Source organism: Paenibacillus cookii, assembly GCF_018333375.1.
In the GTDB taxonomy this organism is placed as follows: Bacteria; Bacillota; Bacilli; order Paenibacillales; family Paenibacillaceae; genus Paenibacillus_AQ; species Paenibacillus_AQ cookii.
This window is the reverse complement of sequence record NZ_BORW01000004.1, coordinates 175,004-193,333: the sequence shown is the minus strand read 5'-3', so window position 1 is coordinate 193,333 and position 18,330 is coordinate 175,004. Positions and strand designations below refer to the sequence as shown.

Below are 18,330 nucleotides of genomic sequence, written 5' to 3'. Positions count from 1 at the left end.
CTTTGAGCGCTCCTTTTTTTTATCCGGCCGGCCTAAGTTCCGATCGTCACGCGATCGTAGATTTCCTGGTAAGCGCGGGCCGATACGTTCCAGCTGTAATCGCCGCTGACGGCGTTTTTGACGATTTGGCTCCAGTGCCGTGGCTGCCGGTAAAACGACACCGCCCGGCGGATCGTGTGCATCATGTCATGGGCGTTGATATGGGCGAAGCTGAAGCCGTTCCCTTCCCCCGTAAATTCGTTGTAGGCCTGCACCGTGTCATTCAGTCCGCCCGTTTCCCGGACGATCGGAATGCTTCCGTACCGCAGCGCGAGCAGTTGGCTGATCCCGCACGGCTCAAAACTCGACGGCATCAGGAACATGTCGCTGGAGGCGTAAAATTTGCGCGACAGCGCCTCGCTGAACGTAATCCGGGCGGACATCTTTTGCGGGTGGCGCCGCTCCGCCTCCTTGAACCAATGCTCATATTTGCCGTCTCCGGTGCCCAGGATCACGAACTGGATGTCATCGAAAGTGAGCATTTCGTCCAGCACCCGGATGACCAGCTCCAGGCCTTTCGGTTCCACCAAACGGGTCACCATGGCGATGAGGGGCGTATCGGCCGAAACGGGCAATTCCAGCTCTTGTTGAAGCCGGATTTTATTTTCTTTTTTCTTGGCGAGGCTTGAACGGTATTGCTTGGCGATATGCGGATCGGTTGCCGGATTATAGCTTTTCGTATCGATCCCGTTCACGATCCCGCTAAGCTTCGGTCCCAATGCGCGCAGAAGCCCATCCAAACCGTAACCGTAATAGGCCGTTTGGATTTCCCGGGCATACGTCGGGCTGACCGTCGTCACATGATCTGAATACACGATGCCGCCTTTCATGTAATTGACTTTTCCGTAATATTCGAGTCCATCCATCGTAAAATACCGGTCATCCAGCTCCAGCAGCTCCCCCAGTACTTCATACGGAAAAATGCCCTGGTAGAGCAGATTGTGGATCGTATAAACCGTCCGGATGCTCTCGTAAAAGGGGTCATGCCTGTAATGGGCATGCAGCAGGACGGGAATAAGCGCCGTATGCCAGTCATGGCAGTGAATGACGTCGGGCCGGAAATCGATCGACTGCAGCAGCTGCAACACCGCCCGGTTCAAAAACGCGAACCTTTCCCCGTCATCCATGTAGCCGTATACGGCGTCGCGGCCGAAGTAATATTCGTTGTCCACGAAATAATAGGCGATGCCGTCGTGATTTAACGTTTCGATGCCGCAATATTGGCTTCGCCAGCCGACCGGAACGTAAATCTCGCCGACATGCTCCATTTGTTCCCTGTATTGTTCCGGGATGCCCCGGTATTTCGGAAGCACGACGCGGACATCCACGCCGTTTGCCGCAAGCGCTTGGGGCAATGCTCCGATCACGTCGGCCAACCCCCCGGTTTTGATGAACGGGACGGCTTCCGCGGCAGCAAATAATACGTTCATGCTTCGTTGTCTCCTTCCTCTGCCATTAAACTTTCGACAAGGATCCGGCTTCCTTTTTGGCCGGTTTGGGGCCGCAGGATCGGCCTAGCGGCCTCAGCGCGGCGGTCTTGCCGCCTTCCCTTGGATGGGATGTTCCTGTTCTTCTTGGCGGCCGGTGCCCGCTTCAGAATGATCAGGCTCAGCGGCGCAAGCGTCAGCTCCAAGCTGTTTGGCTCATCATGCCAAGGGATTCGTTCCGACCGGATCGGGCCGTTGACCGATACGCCCTGCCCCCCGTACGTTTGGTCTTCGCTTTGGAACAACGGAACATAAGTCCCGGGACGAGGCACGCCGATCCGGTAATGCTCGCGCCGTACGGGAAGAAAATTAATGAGGACGATGAGCGTGTCGGCTTGTTTTTTCCCTTTTCTCACAAAGGAAATGACGCTTTGCGAAAAATCGTGCGGACTGATCCACCGATATCCTTCGGGCTCATGATCCAGCTCCCACAGCGCCTTCTCCTGGAGATAGAGCCGGTTCAAGTCGGCCGCGTATTGCTGCAGCTGACGGTGTCTTTCGTACTCCAGCAGCAGCCAATCCAGCTCATGCTGGTCGCGCCATTCGATGAATTGGCCGAATTCGCCGCCCATGAACAGCAGCTTTTTTCCCGGATGCGTCATTTGATACCCGAGCAAAATGCGAAGTCCGGCGAACTGCTGGTCATAACTGCCGGGCATTCGGCCAAGCAGCGATTTTTTGCCGTGCACGACTTCGTCATGGCTCAGCGGTAAAGCGAAATTTTCCGAATAGGCGTAGACAATCGGGAACGTCAGCAGGTTATGCTTCGACGGCCTTTGCTCAAAGGGGGCCTCGACGTAATCAAGCGTATCGTTCATCCAGCCCATATTCCATTTGTAGTTGAACCCGAGCCCGTTTTCGCTGACCGGGGCCGTGACGCCCGGCCAAGCGCTGGACTCTTCGGCCATCATGAGCGTGTGGGGAAAATAGGCGAACACGGTTGCGTTCAGCTGCTGCAAAAAACGGATGGCCTCCAAATTTTCCACGCCGCCGCGTTCGTTTAGCGGAAACTGGCCTTCCTTTTTTTCGAAATCAAGCCGGATCATGCTGGTCACGGCATCCACGCGGAGTCCGTCGATATGGAATACGTCGAGCCAAAACAACGCATTGGAAATCAAAAAAGAACGGACCTCCGGTTTGCCGTAATCGAAGCTGAGCGTCCCCCAGCCGGGTTTTTCGGCCTTTAAAGGATCAGCGTATTCAAACAACGGCGTGCCGTCGAACATGCGCAGCCCGTGGGCATCTTTCGTGAAGTGGGCGGGAACCCAGTCCAAAATGACCCCGATATCGGCCTGATGGCAGGCATCGACGAGATACATAAAATCATGCGGCGAACCAAAGCGGCTCGTCACGGCGTAATACCCCGTGCATTGATATCCCCACGACAAGTCGTAAGGATGTTCGGCCAGCGGCATAAATTCCACGTGCGTATAGTTCATCCGTTTCAAATAAGGGATCAGCAGATCGGCGATTTCCCTGTACGAATACAGCGATCCGTCTTCCTTCCGCCGCCAGGTTCCCAGATGCATTTCGTAAATGTTGACGGGCTTGGCGTACGGCCCTCTTTTTTTCCGCCGCCATGCCGCATCGCCCCATTCATACCCGCCGAGGTCCGTGACGACGGAAGCCGTTGCGGGACGAAGCTCCGCCTGAAAAGCATACGGATCCGCTTTGAGAAAACGTTCGCGATGCGGCCCCTCGATATCGAATTTGTAAAAAGTACCTGTCCCGATCCCCGGAAAAAAACGAGTCCAAATGCCCGAATCGGGTATCTTATGTAATGAATCCTTCGCTCCGTTCCAACCGTTGAAGTCGGAAGCCAGACCGACATGCCGCGCATGCGGAGCCCAGACGGTAAACCGGACGCCTTCCAGACCATCTTCCACAGCAGGATGAGCGCCCAATATTCTGTAACTGTGGTAGGAGGTCCCTTCATGGAATAAGTATATGTCTTTTTCTGTAGGCGCAGCCCCGGGCATCCCATTCGTTTTTGCCAATCAAGATCACCTTCTTTTATTAAAAAGAGTGGACGTGTACCATTACCCCATTGTAGCCAGATTAAACATAAAAATGACTCCTGAAAAATAAATTCGTAATTTTCCAAATTTTTTTCAATACAATTGTTTCAGATGGGCGAGGCCCCGTTTAAGCAGTAATTACCTTGACAAATTTTTGGGAGGGAAACGACATGAAAAAGAAAGAATGCATCGCCATGTTGCTTGCCGGGGGCGAAGGCCGCAGGCTGGCTCCTTTGACATCCAAACAGGCAAAGCCTGCCGTGCCTTTTGGCGGCCGTTACCGTATCATCGACTTTCCTCTCAGCAACTGCGTGAATTCGGGGATTGACACGATCGGTGTTCTCACGCAATATGAGGCGGAATCGCTTCACAACCACATTGGAGAAGGCGAACCTTGGGGCCTGAAACGCAGCGGAGAAGACGGCATCACGCTTCTGCCTGCATGCAGCGCAAGCTCTGCGACATACTCTGCGACATACTTAGGGACGGCAGACGCGGTTTACAAAAACCTGGAATACATTGATCGCCAAAAGCCCGAACATGTCCTCGTCCTTTCGGGTGATCATATTTACCATATGGATTACAAAAAAATGCTCCGGTTCCATAAAGAGCAGCGTTCCGAAGCGACCATATCGGTCATGGAGGTGCCTTGGGAGGAAGCGAGCCGCTTCGGCGTCATGAGCGTGGACGGAAATCACCGCATTTCCGAATTTGCCGAAAAGCCGGCCGTGCCGGAAAGCAATTTGGCTTCGATGGGCATCTATCTCTTTCAATGGGATTACCTCCGCCGCCATTTGATCGAAGATGCCGAGGATGCCCATTCCAGCCATGACTTCGGCAAAGACGTCATCCCGAAAATGCTTGCCGAACAGAACAGATTGTTTGCATACCGTTTTGACGGGTACTGGAAGGATGTCGGAACCGTTCACAGCCTGTGGGAAGCGCACATGGACTTATTGTCGGACGATAACGCATGGAAGCTCCACAACAGCGATTGGCCGATGTACACCCGCCCTTGGGCCGCAAAATCGGCAGGGCATCGCATGCGGGCCGGGGTGACGGCGAACTGCCTCGTGTCCGAAGCTTCCTCCATCGACGGCACGGCCCATCAATCCGTTATTTTTTGCGGCGTCGAAATCGGAAAATATTCGGAAATCAAGGACAGCATCGTGATGCCGAACGTAAGGATCGGACGGAACGTCCACATCGAACGCGCCATTATCGGGGAAGGCGCCGTCATCAAGGACGGCACCATACTCAAAGGCTCTCCGGATCAGGTGCTTGTGGTAGGTCCCCACGAAACGGTGCTGCCCAAACCGACGATTCGTACACAGCCTGCCCGCCTTTTGCAGGAAGTATACGAAAAAACCGGGCGACTGCGTGCGGAAGGCTTATCTTCATAATATTCAAGCAAAGCCCAAAGCTTGTTTATTAATTTTCGCGAAACTGCACACAAGGAGAAAAAGCAAAAAGAGCGAGATCCATGGAATTGGATTTCGCTCTTTGCGGTTTTTATTCGTTCCGGGAACCTTCCGGAAGCTGCATTTGCGTTTCCTGCGCCTGGACCGCAGTCTCCTCCTCAAGCAATCTCGGCAAACGGACGACGATCGTCGTGCCCACGCCCAGCTCGCTTTGGATCAGCAGAATGCCGTGATGCAGCTCGACCAGCTGCTGCGAGATGGCCAGCCCGAGGCCCGTACCGCCATTCAGCGGATCAACCTGGAAAAACCGGTCCTTGACCTTCACCAAATGGTCTTCGCTGATGCCGATCCCCGTATCATGGACTTGAACCACGACGTTGTTGCCTTCGAACGTAACCTGCAAATCGATAAACGAATTTTCGTGCGAAAACTTGATCGCGTTGTCGACCAGGTTCAAAAACACCTGCTTGAGGCGGTTGGCATCCCCTTCAACCAGCGGTTTGTCGACCGAATCGAGCCGGAGCTGGATCGAACGTTTTTCCGCTTTGGTCCACAAATTCAGCATGATCTCCTGCAGCAGCTCCTTCAAATCCACCCGGCCGAACACGACCTTCATTTCGTTTTGCTGCAGCTTGGAGAAATCGAGGATTTCTTCGACAAGGCCGATCAGGCGCTCGGTTTCTTTCGTAATGATTTCCATCCCGATTTTCGTTTCTTCCGGATCGTATCCGCCCGAATTGATCGTTTCGCTCCAGCCTTTGATGCTGGTGAGCGGCGTTCGCAGCTCATGGGAGATCGAGGAGATGAAATCGTCTTTCACCTGGTTGCTGCGCACGATCTCCTGCGCCATGTAGTTCAACGTCGAAGCGAGCTCGCCCAATTCGTATTTATAGTCGCCTTTGATGCGGACGTTGAATTTGCCTTTGGCCATCTGCGCCGAAATCGCGGTAATCGTGTTCAACGGCTTGACGATCGAGTTCGCAAGCCCCAGGCTGAAGGCAAGAACGAGCGCAAGGACCGCGGCGGCCACGCCGGTAGCGAGGAGCGTGACGTTGAGCAGCTTCTCGTTCACTCTTTCCAGCGAAGTGACGTATCGGACGATGTACGCGTCCTGCCCGTTCGTCTGCTCCATCTTCGACACGGCCATGACGTCTTCGCCCGTAATCGGCTGGCGGCCGACCCATCGCCCGATATTGCCCGATTGGGCTTGGGAAATGTCGCTTGTTTTGATCGACACGTCGGGCTGAAACTCCGAGGAGTTGATGAGGACATCTCCTTGTGGATTCAAAATCTGCAGCTCGGTGAATTTCAATTTATAGTTGGAGAGCAGATTGGTCAGATCGGTCCTGCCGTCATCCGACGTCGTGATGAATTTCTGGTATTCCTCCATCAGCGTTATATGCTGCTTAATATGGCTGTATATGCTGTCATAATAATAGCTTCGTATCGCAAGCAAAAAAATGACTTCGGCCAGGAGCAGCGTCGAAAACACCACGATGAAGTAGTGCATCACGATCTGCCGGCGAATGCCTTTTTTGATCATTGTCCCTGACCCTTCCATTTATACCCGTGACCCCAAACGGTCTGGAGGAATTCGGGTTCGGAAGGATTATCCTCGATCTTCTGGCGAAGACGGCGGATGTTGACGTCCACGATTTTAGGATCGCCCATGTAATCCTTGCCCCAAACGTGATCCAACAGCACATCCCGGCTGAGCGGGGTATTTTCTTTTTCCAGGAAAAATTGTACCAATGAAAATTCCGTCGGCGTAAGTTCGATCGTATGTCCGTTTTTCCGAAACTGCTTCGAAATCAAATCCAGCGAAAACGGCCCGGATTGGAAAGTGACCTTCGCGGACGTTTCGCGGTGAATGTTCACCCTGCGCAGCAGCGATTGGATTCTTGCGATCAGTTCCGTCGGGCTGAACGGCTTGCTGACATGGTCGTCCGCCCCTACCGACAGCGCGTACACCTTATCCTGCTCCTGCACTTTGGCCGTCAAGAAAATGATGCCGAGTCGCTGATTGGTTTCGCGGATTCGGCGGCAGACCTCAAACCCGTCGATCCCCGGCACCATGACGTCAAGCAAGGCGATATCGATGTCCGGCGTATTCAGCAAAATATCCAGCGCTTCGTTGCCGTTTGTCGCTTCAAGCACTTCAAATCCGTTGCGTTTCAAGTTGATCACGGTAAACCCGCGGATCGAATCTTCGTCTTCCAAAATTAAAACTTTACTCACTTTGCCTGTCCTTCCTTTCTATTGGCGGTACTTCGTCCTTGGACTTGTTTTTGTTGTTGTTCATGACGTCAAAATCGAAGTTTTTCTTGTATCCGATGACTTTGCCGTTGGTCCGGTACAGGTACTTCCAGTCATCGCTCTGCTTATCCCATTCGCTTTGCGTGAAATATTTGATCTCCGCGATCGTTTTTCCGGTGTCCGTCGCCACGAACCGCAAATATTTGCCCAGCTGCGACTTGGTGTCCACCGTAATTTTGTTATGAAGCTGCGGAGGGAAATATCCGAAATCGAAATCATTTTTGAAATCGTGGAACTTTTCGGCCACGAACTTCAGTCCGCTTTTGCCGTCCCATTGATAATACGCGTAAAAATACGGGACATCATCCTGATTCTTAAAATACGACCAGCCGGCGGGCGGCTCCAGCAGCGGAATTTCGATGATGCCGTCGCCGTTGATGTCCTCGCTGTACACCCGGTACATCCGCAAGGTTTGATCTTCTTTCGGAAGCACCGATTTCAGTTTGCCGTCCTCCATCACGATAATGCTCGTAATCGAGGATTCCCCGACCGGGGAAAGCGAAGCGTCCAGCACGATGCCTTCCACGCTGTTTCCTTCCGAATCGGCATACACCTTGCCTGCGGCAACGTTGTAGTAATTGTAAATGTACGGCTTCATCTCAAGCTTATCCAGTTCGATAAAACTGCCGTCCTTATATTGATATGTCGTTATGAAGTTGCTTTCTCCGCGTTTCAGGTTAACGACCGTCAGGTCGTTCATATGGTCCCGGTTCATGTCGCTGATGACGTAATTGGTGTACGGAAGCTCAAGAATCCGTTCGACGTTTTTGCCGTTGTAGCTGTAAATGATGAGTCCGTTTTGCAGGTCCTCTTCGGTTTCGTTGTCGCTTTTCCCGGAAAAACCGGCGACGATTTCCATGTGGCCGTCATTGGTCATGTCTTTGAAATACAAAGACTCGAGCACTTTGCCTTCGCCGTCGAACGTGGTTTGTTTTGCCCAAGCGTCGCCGGTTTTTTTGAAGATCATGCCGTGAATGCCGATATTTTGCTCCGATGTCTCGTAAAATACGACGGCTTCGTTTACGCCGTCATTATCCAAATCCACGAAATGGATAATATTGGTATCCTCTTCCGCGTTGGCCCGGATCAGAGTGGAGTTTTCCGGACGGTTCGCCTCGATAATCGAGCGCAATGATTCCTTTTCGGCCGAAAGTTCCGGCGTTTTCATCAGCTGCACCGGGTCGGTGATAAACGAGCAGCCGCTAAGCATCATCACCAGCAGCAAAGCTGCGGGAATATAAAGCCAATTGCGTTTTACCAAACATGATCACTCTTTTCTATCCAAAGCCCTGCTTAACAGGCTTTATAGCATATTTCGTTCGCGAACCGTCAGCCGGCGCCCGGAAATATCGAAGGCGATTTCGCCGCCGGATAAAGCGACGATCCGCGTCGCGTAACGTTCGGCGAGTTCGATCGGGATGACGGTGAGCACGGTCGCCCGCTCTTCTTCGCAGAGCTTTTTCAGCGTCTCCATGACGCTCTCCTGCGATTTCGGATCCAGTCCGATGACCGGCTCATCCGCCAGGATCACCTTGGCCCCATGCACCAACGCGCGCGCGATCGCGATGCGCTGGCGTTCGCCGCCGCTCAGCTTTTCGCATTTGTCATGCGCCTTCTCCAGCAGGCCAAGCTGCTCGATGACGTCCATGGCGCCCATGTAATCGTCCGATCTCACCATGCCTGTCGCCATCCGCCACAGCGGCGTTTGGCCGGCCTGCCCGATCAGAACGTTTTTCAAAGCGGTCCGTTTCAGGTTCAATTGCGGATTCTGTTCTAAGTATGCCCATTCCCGCCTGATTTTTCTTTTTCCGGCAAGCGGATCTTTCAAAATGTCGGTGCCGTCGACGACGAAGCTGCCCTGATCCCATTTTTCCTTCAGCGCCAGACAGCGGAGGAGGGTGCTTTTGCCGCTTCCGCTTGCTCCTACGAGCGCAATCATTTCCCCACGCTGAAAATCGAGAGAGACGCCTTTTAAAATGGGAATTTTGTCGACTCCGACGGACTTGGTTAAATGCTGGATTCTGATCATGGACATTTCTCCTCTTGTCTCTCGTTCTCTTTCTTCTATCATAATGCATTCGCATTCAGGAGTACAGCGATACGCCGGATTCGGAATCCGGCCTCTTCCTGAAAGCGAAGCCGAGGAACCCGAAGAGGACAAAACCCAGGCCGAGCGCGAAAAACAGGCCCCCGTTCCAGCCGTACTGCATCAGGGTGCCCCCGATGTTCGGCCCGGCGATGCTGCCGGCGTTGAAATGAAATGACGCGACCACGTTCGCGGCGGGCAGGAGCGCTTTCGGAAGAATGTCGGCCGCATAAGCAAGCCCAAGCGAAAAAAAGGAACCGATCATGCCGCCGGCAAGAAGAAGCAGCGCCAGAATCGCGGCCGTCGACGTTCCCGCAAGCGGCACGAGCATAAACGCCAGGCCGCCAAGGCTGCCGGTGATCATGAGGATCCGTTTACGTCCGAAACGGTCGCTGAGCATGCCCAGCGGGAGCTGAAGGATCAAACCTCCCACCCCGATAAACGGCAGCAAAAAGGCGATCTGCTGCTCGCTTAGCCCGACGCGCAGGCCGTATACCGGAAAGTTGCTGTTGATTCCCGATTCCATGTAACCATAAAGCAAGGCAGGGATCAGCGCGTACCATGCCAAAGCATAGCTGCGGCGGAAACGTTTGACCGGACGGTCCTCCGCATCCAGTTTTTCGGCGCGCAGATCCGGGAGTTTGACAAGCACCAGCACCAGCACCAACAGGACGAGCACGGCAAGCACGATGAACGGCGCGTTGTCGCCGAGCTGAAGCAGCGGAATGCCGAGCGGCCCCAGGCTGAAGCCGAGGCCATAGGACATGCCGTAAATGGAAAGGTTTCTCCCCCGTTTCTCTTCAGGCGTCACCATCAGCACCCAAAGCTGCGCCGTGTAATGGACCGCGCTGTCTCCGATGCCGACCAGCAGCCGGAGAACGAACCAGAATGTGACGTTTGGCACAAGAGGGAACAATAAGACGGAAACCAGCACGAGCATGAGCCCTGCGCTCGCAAGCTTCTTAAAGCCGAGCTTCCCAAGCGTCCGCTCGGCGATGAGCGTCATGGCAAAGGAGCCTACGTACAGGGCTGCCGCATTCAAACCGTTCATGGAGGACGATACCCCCATCCGTTCGAGAAAAATCGCCAAAAGCGGCAAAAGCAGCCCTTGGCTGACCCCTGCCGCAACGATAACGGTAAGCAAAATCATGTAATTTAAAGATGACGAGCTGCGTTTCCTGCTGTTGGATCGTGACACGAATATACTTCCTCCTTCTATACTTCCGGGCAAACTACTTGAACATTATAGTGGACAACCCGCTACTCAACAAGCCATAATGAAGAAGGTGCACTGATTTCATAGGAGGTTGTCAGTTTCATGAACTATGAAGTGAAAGTAGACGTTTCACCCATATATGAGCTGCTGGGCAGTTTCATGGTATATATATCGAAGAAATGGGTCCGCAATCTGGACATCGGGCCGGAATGGATCAGTGAAGTCGCAAGCAAGCTCCCGCCGGACGTGTCGGCCGCCCTGTCGCAAGCGTCGGCTTGGCCTTTCGACGATTACGACGTGCTTTATGCCTGGGCGATCCACCGGAACAACGGCGATTCCGTTCCTTGCTTCCTGGAATGCTTATACGAAACGCCCGACGATGTGCTCCACAAGGCCGCGTCCCCGTACCTTCCGGACCTGACGGTCGAGGAAGCCCGGCGGATCCGCGATCAATATACGCCACTGTTAGAACTATGGTATGAGCATTATTTTAAGAACATCGAACCCGACATTATCCCGCTCATCGAAGAAGATGCCAAAGAGAAACGGATCCTGCTCACCAAAATGGACCCGCTGAGCCTCGTCGAATACGCTTCGGGCGGACTGGTCATCGAAAACGCGCCCGAAGTGCAAACGATTGTGCTCTTCCCGACCGTTCATAATCGGCCGATTAACGCCTATTGCTATTATAAAAAAATGATGCTGATCCAATATCCCGTCGACGTGCCGGAAGAAGACGAGGACGAGCCGCCAACCTGCCTGCTGCGGATGACCCACGCGCTTTCCGATCCGAAACGGCTGCGCTTGCTCCGCTACGTGGCGGAAAAACCGCATTCCCTCAAAGAAATGATCCGGGACCTGGATCAATCCGAGGAACTGCTTAAGCACCATTTGATGATTTTGCGGGTGGCCGGACTTCTCCGGATTCATCTCGGCGTGGAAGAGAAGGAAAAATTCAGCATCCGTCCGGACGGTGCGTCGGAGCTCCAAATGTTCCTGGAATCTTACATGCGTCTATAAGGAGTGAACCGCTTTGAGTCAGACATTCAAACAGCATATTTTGTTCGACCTGGATGACACGCTCATCCATTGCAATAAATATTTCGGCCTTGTGTTGGGCGAATTCTATGAAATGATGCACCACTGGTTCGGAGCCCAGACGCTTACGACCGACGAAATCCGGCAAAAACAAATCGACATCGACGTCGAACAGGTGAACCGCACCGGCTTCAGCAGCGGCAACTTCCCCAAATCCCTGATCGAAACCTACCGGTTTTTCTGCCGCAAATTGGGCCGTCCCATCCGCCTGGATGAAGAACAAGAACTGAACAAGCTCGGGCTAAGCGTGTACGAACGCGAAGTGGAGCCTTATCCCGGCATGGTCGAAACGCTGGAAACGCTGCAGAACGAAGGACATCGGCTTTACCTTTACACCGGAGGGGAGACCGCGATCCAGCAGCGCAAAATCGATCAGATGAAGCTCAGCGACTACTTCGACGACCGGATTTACATCACGCAGCATAAAAACGAAGCGACGCTTGAACATATTTTGCAGGCCGGCGCGTTTGACCGCTCCCGCACCTGGATGATCGGAAATTCGCTGCGAACCGATGTCATGCCTGCGCTTTCCGCCGGACTGAACAGCATTTACATCAAACAGTCCAACGAGTGGGTATACAATATGGTGGAACTGCGTCACAAACCCGACAGTTCCTTTTACACCATCTCCTCGATCGGGGAAGTGCCGGGCATCATCGAGCGCAAACTCGCCGAGGAACGCAAACAACGGGCTCTAAACTAAGAGTCCGTTGTTTTTTTGGGTATGCATTATTCCTCCGCGGAAATTTCGCCCTTTTCCCGATCCAGCAGCACGAAAGCGGCTTGGCGCGGCCCTCCGTCGTCTTCGATCCGAAAACTCCTTGCGGTTTTTCCCTTCAACGCCAACGACGCAATGTCTTCCGGTTCGAGCGAGACGCCGAATTGATCCTTCCAAATGACGAACGTGCAGCCCGTTTTGTAATGGGAGCAGCCATAGCCCCGCCGGCCCATGATTAGCGTGCCTTGGCAGCCGGGTCTTGGGCAAGGGGCGATTCCGGAAACGGTTCTGACCCCCGGCGCAGGTGGTTTCGGTTCCGTATTTTTCGCTGCTTCCGACGCGGATTCGGCTTTTTTGCCTGCCGCTTTTTTGCCTTCAGCTTTTGGGTCTGCGGCTTTTTTCGGAGCCGCTTGGTTTGCGGTTTTGGTTTTGCCGCCGGTTGCGCCGTCCCCGTCATTTCCCGTTGTCTTTTTGCGGCTCCGGGATGGTTTGGTCTCCCCTCCGGGCTTTTCCTCAAAGGATTCTTTCGCGACTCTGGACTGCATTTTCACTTTGCTGATGATCATGGTCGCAAACTTTTTCACGTTGGCCATAAACGCTTCGTCCGAAGCCGAACCCTTGGCGATTTCGTTCAGCCGGCGTTCCCATTGTCCCGTCATTTCCGGCGAAGTCAGCAGGTCCACCCCCGCCCCGCGGATGACCTCGACGGCCATTTTGCCTTTTTGCGTAATGACGATCCGCTTGCCTTTCATCACGATATAACCGACATGCTTCAGCCGTTCGATGATGGCGGCGCGCGTTGCCGGCGTACCGAGCCCCGAGTCCTTCATCGCATCCCGGAGCTCCTCGTCTTCGATCTGTTTGCCTGCGCTTTCCATCGCTTTCAGGAGCGTTCCTTCGGTGTATGGCTTGGGCGGCTGCGTTTCTTTTTCCTTCGCTTTGCTGCGGAGGCAGCGGACGCCTTCTTTGGCATTCAGGTGAAAAGGCGTCGTAACCTCTTCTTCCGCTTGCGATTCGTCCTCGTCATCTTTGTCTTTTTTGGACCGGCTTTTTTTGCCGTCTTTCTTCTGATCGGCATAAATTACCTTCCAGCCCTCTGACAACAGCTGCTTCACCGTCGTCTTAAACGATTCCTTCTCCACTTCCGTCATAACGGTGTGCACCTTGTATTCGGCCGGAGGATAAAAATGGGACAAAAAACGCCGTACGATCAGATCATAAATTTTAGCCTCGTCCGGAGCGAGGTTGCGCGCCGTTTTGTTGGTCGGCAAAATCGCGTGGTGATCCTCCACCTTGGCGGGATTGCACACCGACTTGTTGTTTTTATGTACAATCTTTTTGTCGGCCTGCTCCGCGAATTTCGCATAATCCGTCCCCCGGAGCTGATCCAGGGATTTGTGCATCTGCGGAATGTTTTGCTCGGTTACATAGTTTGAAGTCGTTCTCGGATAACTGATGACCTTATGTTTTTCGTACAGCGCTTGGGCCAGGTCCAGCGTTTTTTTGGCGGAAAAACCGAATTTGGCGTTTGCCTCCCGTTGAAGGAGCGTAAGGTCGTACAGCTTAAACGGATATTCTCTCGTATCTTTCACTTCATAGCTCTGGATGATGCCGTCTTTCCTCTGGACTTTGGCGGCGATCGCTTTTGCTTTTTCTTCGTCCTGAATCCGTTCGCCCTGCCACAAACCTTTGTATTCGGTATCTCCCTGCTTGAATGTCGCCTCCACGTCGTAAAACTTGGCCGAGCTGAACGCGTCGATTTCCTTTTGCCGGTCATAGACCAGCGCAAGCACGGGCGTCTGCACCCTGCCCACCGACAGCAGCACGTTATGTTTCGTCGTAAAGGCGCGCGAGCCGTTCATGCCGATCAGCCAGTCCGCTTCGCTTCTTGCCCGCGCCGCTTTGGACAGGTTGTCGTATTCGCTTCCGTCCTTCAGCTCTTCGAACCCCTTCCGTATCGTTTCGGGCGTAAGGTCCGAAATCCAGAGCCGCTTGACGGGCTGCCGCAGCTTCAAATGCTGCTGGATCAGGCAAAAAATATGCTGCCCTTCCCTTCCTGCATCGCATGCGTTGATCAGCAAATCGCTTCGTTTGGCAAGTTCGGCGATCACCTTGAGCTGGTCCTTCGTTTTCGGATTGGGCTTCAGCTTGAATTGTTCGGGAATGATCGGCAGGTCCTGGATGTTCCATTTTTTATACTTATCATCGTAAGCGTCCGGTTCGGCCAGACCGATCAGATGCCCGATCGCCCAGGTAATGATGTACTTTTCCCCTTCGATGTACGTGCGGGCATTTTTTGCCTTCGGTTCGATTACGGCCGCGATGTTGCGCCCCATGTCGGGTTTTTCTGCAATTACAAGTGTTTTCAAACTACCGTCTCTCCTCATGTGGACGTTCCGTTTCCACGGCAATACCCCCGCAAATGGAAGCACAAGCTTGCGCAAGCAGGCTTCTTTCCGGGGCTCCGGTAACATAGGCTATTATGAATGCAAAAGGCCCAGAAAAGGAAGTTTCCTCGGGCCGCGGATCGTTCATTTCATAGATTCGAATAGTCATAGAATAGCATAAAATCGTCTTTTTTTCAATGAATCCGGCCGGCTCTCCCTTCCAAACGGATGGCTGGGGGCATGTCTTACAGGCCATTCTTTCTATGTCTCTTTAGCTGCTGGTATCATCCGTTTTAACAGAAAAAGACCTCCCTCTTATCAGGGAAGTCTTCTCTGTAATCAAGATATCGATCCGATTTCGATTTATACGAGGACCGTTGCCCCCATCAGGTATTTATCGACCTCACGCGCAGCCTGACGGCCTTCGTTGATCGCCCAAACGACCAAACTTTGACCGCGGCGCATATCGCCTGCGGCGAACACCTTATCGACGTTCGTCTGATATTTGCCATAAGCCGCTTTTACGTTGGATCTTCGGTCCGTTTCCAAACCAAGCTGGTTCACGATCGTTTGCTCCGGTCCGTCGAACCCGATGGCAATCAGCGCCATTTGCGCCGGGAACACTTTTTCCGTGCCGGGAATCGGCTGGTAGATTTTGCGTCCGTTTTCATCCACGATCCGCTCGATTTGCACGGTATGCAGCTCCTTGAGGTTGCCGTTGTCGTCGCCGACGAATTTGGTCGTCATGATGGAAAACTCCCGGGGATCTTTGCCATAAACCGCCTTAGCTTCCTCCTGTGCATAATCGAGCGTATACACGTTCGGGAATTGCGGCCACGGGTTGTTGATCGGATCGCGTTCGAGCGGGGCCATCGGATGCGTACCGAACTGGGTTACGCTGCGGCAGCCATGGCGGAGCGCCGTCGCCACGCAGTCGGAGCCGGTATCGCCGCCGCCGATGACGATGACGTCTTTGCCTTCCGCGGAAATATACTTGCCGTCGGATAACCCGGAATCCAGCAGGCTTTTGATGGTGCCGTTCAAATAGGTCATCGCGTAGTGGACGCCGTTCAGATCGCTGCCTTCGATATTGAATTCACGCGGCTTGGTTGCGCCGCCGCAAAGCACAACGGCATCGTAATCGTCCACCAGCTGCTGCGAAGAAATATCCTTGCCGATTTCGGTATTCGTCACGAAGCGGATGCCTTCGGCAGCCATCAGGTCGACACGGCGCTGCACGACCGCTTTGTCCAGCTTCATGGACGGAATGCCGTACATCAGGAGTCCGCCGATCCGGTCGGCGCGTTCATAGACGGTCACGTGATGGCCGGCCTTGTTCAACTGGGCTGCGGCGGCCAGCCCCGCAGGGCCCGAGCCGACGACGGCCACGCGTTTGCCGGTCCGTTTTTCCGGCGGGGTCGGAACGATCCAGCCTTCTTCGAAACCTTTGTCGATGATCGCCTGCTCGATCGTTTTGATCGTTACCGGCTGGCCGATCAGGCCCACGGTGCAAGAGCCTTCGCACGGAGCCGGGCATATGCGGCCGGTAAATTCCGGAAAGTTGTTGGTTTTCAGCAGACGGTCGAGCGCTTCCTTCCACAATCCGCGGTAAACCAAGTTGTTCCATTCCGGAATCAGGTTGTTTACCGGACATCCCGAAGTGCCTCCGGCCATGTCGATTCCCGTATGGCAGTACGGCGTGCCGCAATCCATGCAGCGCGCGCCTTGCGTACGCAGCTCTTCTTCGGACAAATGCTTGTGGAATTCTTCCCAGTCTTTTATGCGTTCAGCCGGTTCGCGGTCGGCCGGCAGCTGGCGGCTGTATTCCATAAATCCAGTAGGTGTAGACATGACGTGTTTCCCCCATCCGTTCTTTTCCTGTTGATTCTACGCATCTATGAGAACGACGCAATGATATTTCAATTATAGTAGCATCCCATTCTTTGAATATTAAATGGATTATCCGAATAATTATTTGTACTAATTAACATGCTGTTTACATTGCGATGCCAGTTATGCGTCGAGGCTACCGTCGCTCATACGTGCAAAAACGGTAATCATACGGATTTTTTTCGTCACGGATTCCTTGTACTTCCTGAATACATTCCCATTCGTTTTCGTCGAGCTCCGGAAAGAACGTATCCCCTTCGAACGTCTCGTCGATTTCCGTAATGAGCAGGCGGTCGGCGTAGGGCATCAGCAGCTTGTAAATCTCCTCGCCGCCGATGACCATCACTTCTTCCCCTTTGCTCGTTTCGACGGCTTCTTCGACGGTATGGATCACCTGGGCCCCGGGGGCCTCATATCGTGCATCCCGCGTCATCACGATATTGGTCCGACCGGGCAGCGGCTTGGCTCCGAAAGACTCCCACGTTTTCCGCCCCATCAGCACTTTTTTGCCCATCGTTTGCTCTTTGAAAAAGGCCATGTCTCTCGGCAGCCGCCAAGGAAGGGCGTTGTCGCGGCCGATGACCCTGTTTTTTCCCATGGCCAAAATATACGTCATGCTCATGCCATTCACGCTCCTTTTTCCGGGATGATGCCAGTTGATGGCTTATATGGCGACCGGCGCTTTGATGCCCGGATGATGTTTATAATTGACGAATTCGAAATCTTCGAACTTATAATCGAAAATCGACTCCGGCTTGCGTTTGATCACCAGCTGCGGAAGATCGTACGGCTCCCGTTCCAGCTGCGTTTTGACCTGCTCCAAATGGTTCGTATAAATATGCACGTCGCCGCCGGACCAGATGAATTCTCCCGGTTCCAGCCCGCATTGCTGCGCGACCATATGCGTCAGCAATGCATAGCTGGCGATGTTGAACGGCAGGCCGAGGAACGTATCGACGGACCGCATCGTCAGCATGCAGGACAGCTTGCCTCCCGCTACGTAGAACTGGAATACGAAATGGCACGGAGGAAGCTTCATTTGCTCGATTTCCGCTACGTTCCATGCGCTGACGATATGCCGCCGCGAATCCGGATTGTTTTTGATCGAATCGATCACGTTCGCAATCTGGTCGATATGCGTGCCGTCAGGCGACTTCCAGCGGCGCCACTGCGAGCCGTACACCGGCCCCAAATCCCCGTTTTCGTCGGCCCATTCGTCCCAGATCGTTACGCCGTTTTCCTTCAAATAACCGATGTTGGTTTCTCCGCTAAGGAACCACAGCAGTTCGTGCACCACGGACTTAATGTGAATCCGCTTCGTCGTCAATAAAGGAAAACCTTCGGAAAGATCGAATCTCAGCTGTCTGCCGAAAACGGAAATCGTGCCCGTTCCGGTGCGATCTTCCTTCGGCGTGCCGTTTTCCAAAATATCTTTCAACAAGTCCAAGTATTTTTTCATGTTTTTGCTCAACCCTTCCGCTCTGTATGCTGTATGCCTATCCGGATCGGCTTAAGTTTAAGGTGCCCTGAATAGCAACGGGTCCATCTTCTCCAAAGCAAGATCCGCAGTTTGATCAAAATCCTTTTTACTAGTTTACCATCCGCAAAGCCGCACGGAAATAGATAATTTCATCCTCCGATCTCCATAACGTTC

The 18,330-nt window shown here is 53.4% G+C and carries 14 protein-coding genes; 3 read left to right on the top strand and 11 right to left on the bottom strand.

All coding sequences use genetic code 11. The annotated features are described in order from the left end of the window. Positions 1-32: 32 nt before the first annotated feature. A complete protein-coding gene (glgA, locus tag KI367_RS06675; RefSeq protein WP_212948521.1) occupies positions 33-1,469 on the bottom strand; it encodes a glycogen synthase GlgA in 1,437 nt (478 codons plus the stop codon). Beyond that, a complete protein-coding gene (gene glgB, locus KI367_RS06670; RefSeq protein ID WP_212948604.1) occupies positions 1,466-3,505 on the bottom strand; it encodes a 1,4-alpha-glucan branching protein GlgB in 2,040 nt (679 codons plus the stop codon). Before glgB ends, glgA begins: the two co-directional genes overlap by 4 nt. 209 nt (positions 3,506-3,714) lie before the next feature. Between glgB and KI367_RS06665 the strand changes: the two genes are divergently transcribed. Further along, positions 3,715-4,947 (top strand): glucose-1-phosphate adenylyltransferase, encoded by a 1,233-nt coding sequence (locus KI367_RS06665; RefSeq protein ID WP_212948520.1) that lies wholly within the window; start codon positions 3,715-3,717, stop codon positions 4,945-4,947. A 109-nt stretch (positions 4,948-5,056) separates the two neighbouring features. Here the strand turns inward: KI367_RS06665 and KI367_RS06660 are convergent, their stop codons facing one another. From KI367_RS06660 to KI367_RS06640, 5 genes are read right to left on the bottom strand one after another with little or no spacing between them, the layout of a single operon-like run. Next, positions 5,057-6,508: a HAMP domain-containing sensor histidine kinase gene (locus KI367_RS06660; protein WP_212948518.1), complete on the bottom strand. Its 1,452-nt coding sequence runs from the start codon at positions 6,506-6,508 to the stop codon at positions 5,057-5,059. Continuing rightward, complete coding sequence (locus KI367_RS06655) at positions 6,505-7,203, bottom strand: response regulator transcription factor (protein ID WP_036711982.1); 699 nt, start codon at positions 7,201-7,203, stop codon at positions 6,505-6,507. Before KI367_RS06655 ends, KI367_RS06660 begins: the two co-directional genes overlap by 4 nt. After that, a complete protein-coding gene (locus KI367_RS06650; protein WP_036711979.1) occupies positions 7,196-8,542 on the bottom strand; it encodes an LPS-assembly lipoprotein LptE in 1,347 nt (448 codons plus the stop codon). Before KI367_RS06650 ends, KI367_RS06655 begins: the two co-directional genes overlap by 8 nt. Before the next feature lie 42 nt (positions 8,543-8,584). Continuing rightward, the gene (locus tag KI367_RS06645; protein WP_036711976.1) at positions 8,585-9,310 is read right to left on the bottom strand and encodes a phosphonate ABC transporter ATP-binding protein; all 726 of its coding nucleotides are present in this window, start codon (positions 9,308-9,310) and stop codon (positions 8,585-8,587) included. Between the two features lie 55 nt (positions 9,311-9,365). After that, positions 9,366-10,517 carry an MFS transporter gene (locus tag KI367_RS06640; protein ID WP_212948599.1) on the bottom strand — a complete coding sequence of 384 codons (1,152 nt, stop codon included), beginning with the start codon at positions 10,515-10,517 and terminating at the stop codon, positions 9,366-9,368. A 168-nt stretch (positions 10,518-10,685) separates the two neighbouring features. On the opposite strand from KI367_RS06640, the gene KI367_RS06635 reads away from it, so the two are divergent. Together KI367_RS06635 and KI367_RS06630 are read left to right on the top strand one after the other, a co-directional pair. Next, positions 10,686-11,603 carry an ArsR/SmtB family transcription factor gene (locus tag KI367_RS06635; protein WP_036711973.1) on the top strand — a complete coding sequence of 306 codons (918 nt, stop codon included), beginning with the start codon at positions 10,686-10,688 and terminating at the stop codon, positions 11,601-11,603. 13 nt (positions 11,604-11,616) lie between these two features. Continuing rightward, positions 11,617-12,384 (top strand): HAD family hydrolase, encoded by a 768-nt coding sequence (locus tag KI367_RS06630; RefSeq protein WP_036711971.1) that lies wholly within the window; start codon positions 11,617-11,619, stop codon positions 12,382-12,384. Between the two features lie 26 nt (positions 12,385-12,410). Here KI367_RS06630 and KI367_RS06625 read toward each other — a convergent pair whose 3' ends face one another. The 4 genes from KI367_RS06625 to KI367_RS06610 form a co-directional block, all read right to left on the bottom strand. Further along, a complete protein-coding gene (locus KI367_RS06625) occupies positions 12,411-14,768 on the bottom strand; it encodes a DNA topoisomerase 3 (protein ID WP_212948516.1) in 2,358 nt (785 codons plus the stop codon). 381 nt (positions 14,769-15,149) lie between these two features. Then, positions 15,150-16,637, bottom strand: coding sequence for a glutamate synthase subunit beta (locus KI367_RS06620; RefSeq protein WP_212948515.1), 1,488 nt, complete (start codon positions 16,635-16,637; stop codon positions 15,150-15,152). 175 nt (positions 16,638-16,812) lie between these two features. Next, positions 16,813-17,298 carry a dihydrofolate reductase gene (locus KI367_RS06615; protein ID WP_212948513.1) on the bottom strand — a complete coding sequence of 162 codons (486 nt, stop codon included), beginning with the start codon at positions 17,296-17,298 and terminating at the stop codon, positions 16,813-16,815. A gap of 42 nt (positions 17,299-17,340) precedes the next feature. Beyond that, positions 17,341-18,135 (bottom strand): thymidylate synthase, encoded by a 795-nt coding sequence (locus KI367_RS06610; RefSeq protein WP_036712018.1) that lies wholly within the window; start codon positions 18,133-18,135, stop codon positions 17,341-17,343. Between the last annotated feature and the right edge of the window lie 195 nt (positions 18,136-18,330).

Excerpts from the sequence above, each read along its gene's own strand:
- glgA (WP_212948521.1), bottom strand. The coding sequence starts at position 1,469 with ATGAACGTATTATTTGCTGCCGCGGAAGCCGTCCCGTTCATCAAAACC.
- glgB (WP_212948604.1), bottom strand. The coding sequence starts at position 3,505 with ATGCCCGGGGCTGCGCCTACAGAAAAAGACATATACTTATTCCATGAA.
- KI367_RS06665 (WP_212948520.1), top strand. The coding sequence starts at position 3,715 with ATGAAAAAGAAAGAATGCATCGCCATGTTGCTTGCCGGGGGCGAAGGC.
- KI367_RS06660 (WP_212948518.1), bottom strand. The coding sequence starts at position 6,508 with ATGATCAAAAAAGGCATTCGCCGGCAGATCGTGATGCACTACTTCATC.
- KI367_RS06645 (WP_036711976.1), bottom strand. The coding sequence starts at position 9,310 with ATGATCAGAATCCAGCATTTAACCAAGTCCGTCGGAGTCGACAAAATT.
- KI367_RS06640 (WP_212948599.1), bottom strand. The coding sequence starts at position 10,517 with ATGATTTTGCTTACCGTTATCGTTGCGGCAGGGGTCAGCCAAGGGCTG.
- KI367_RS06635 (WP_036711973.1), top strand. The coding sequence starts at position 10,686 with ATGAACTATGAAGTGAAAGTAGACGTTTCACCCATATATGAGCTGCTG.
- KI367_RS06620 (WP_212948515.1), bottom strand. The coding sequence starts at position 16,637 with ATGTCTACACCTACTGGATTTATGGAATACAGCCGCCAGCTGCCGGCC.
- KI367_RS06615 (WP_212948513.1), bottom strand. The coding sequence starts at position 17,298 with ATGAGCATGACGTATATTTTGGCCATGGGAAAAAACAGGGTCATCGGC.
- KI367_RS06610 (WP_036712018.1), bottom strand. The coding sequence starts at position 18,135 with ATGAAAAAATACTTGGACTTGTTGAAAGATATTTTGGAAAACGGCACG.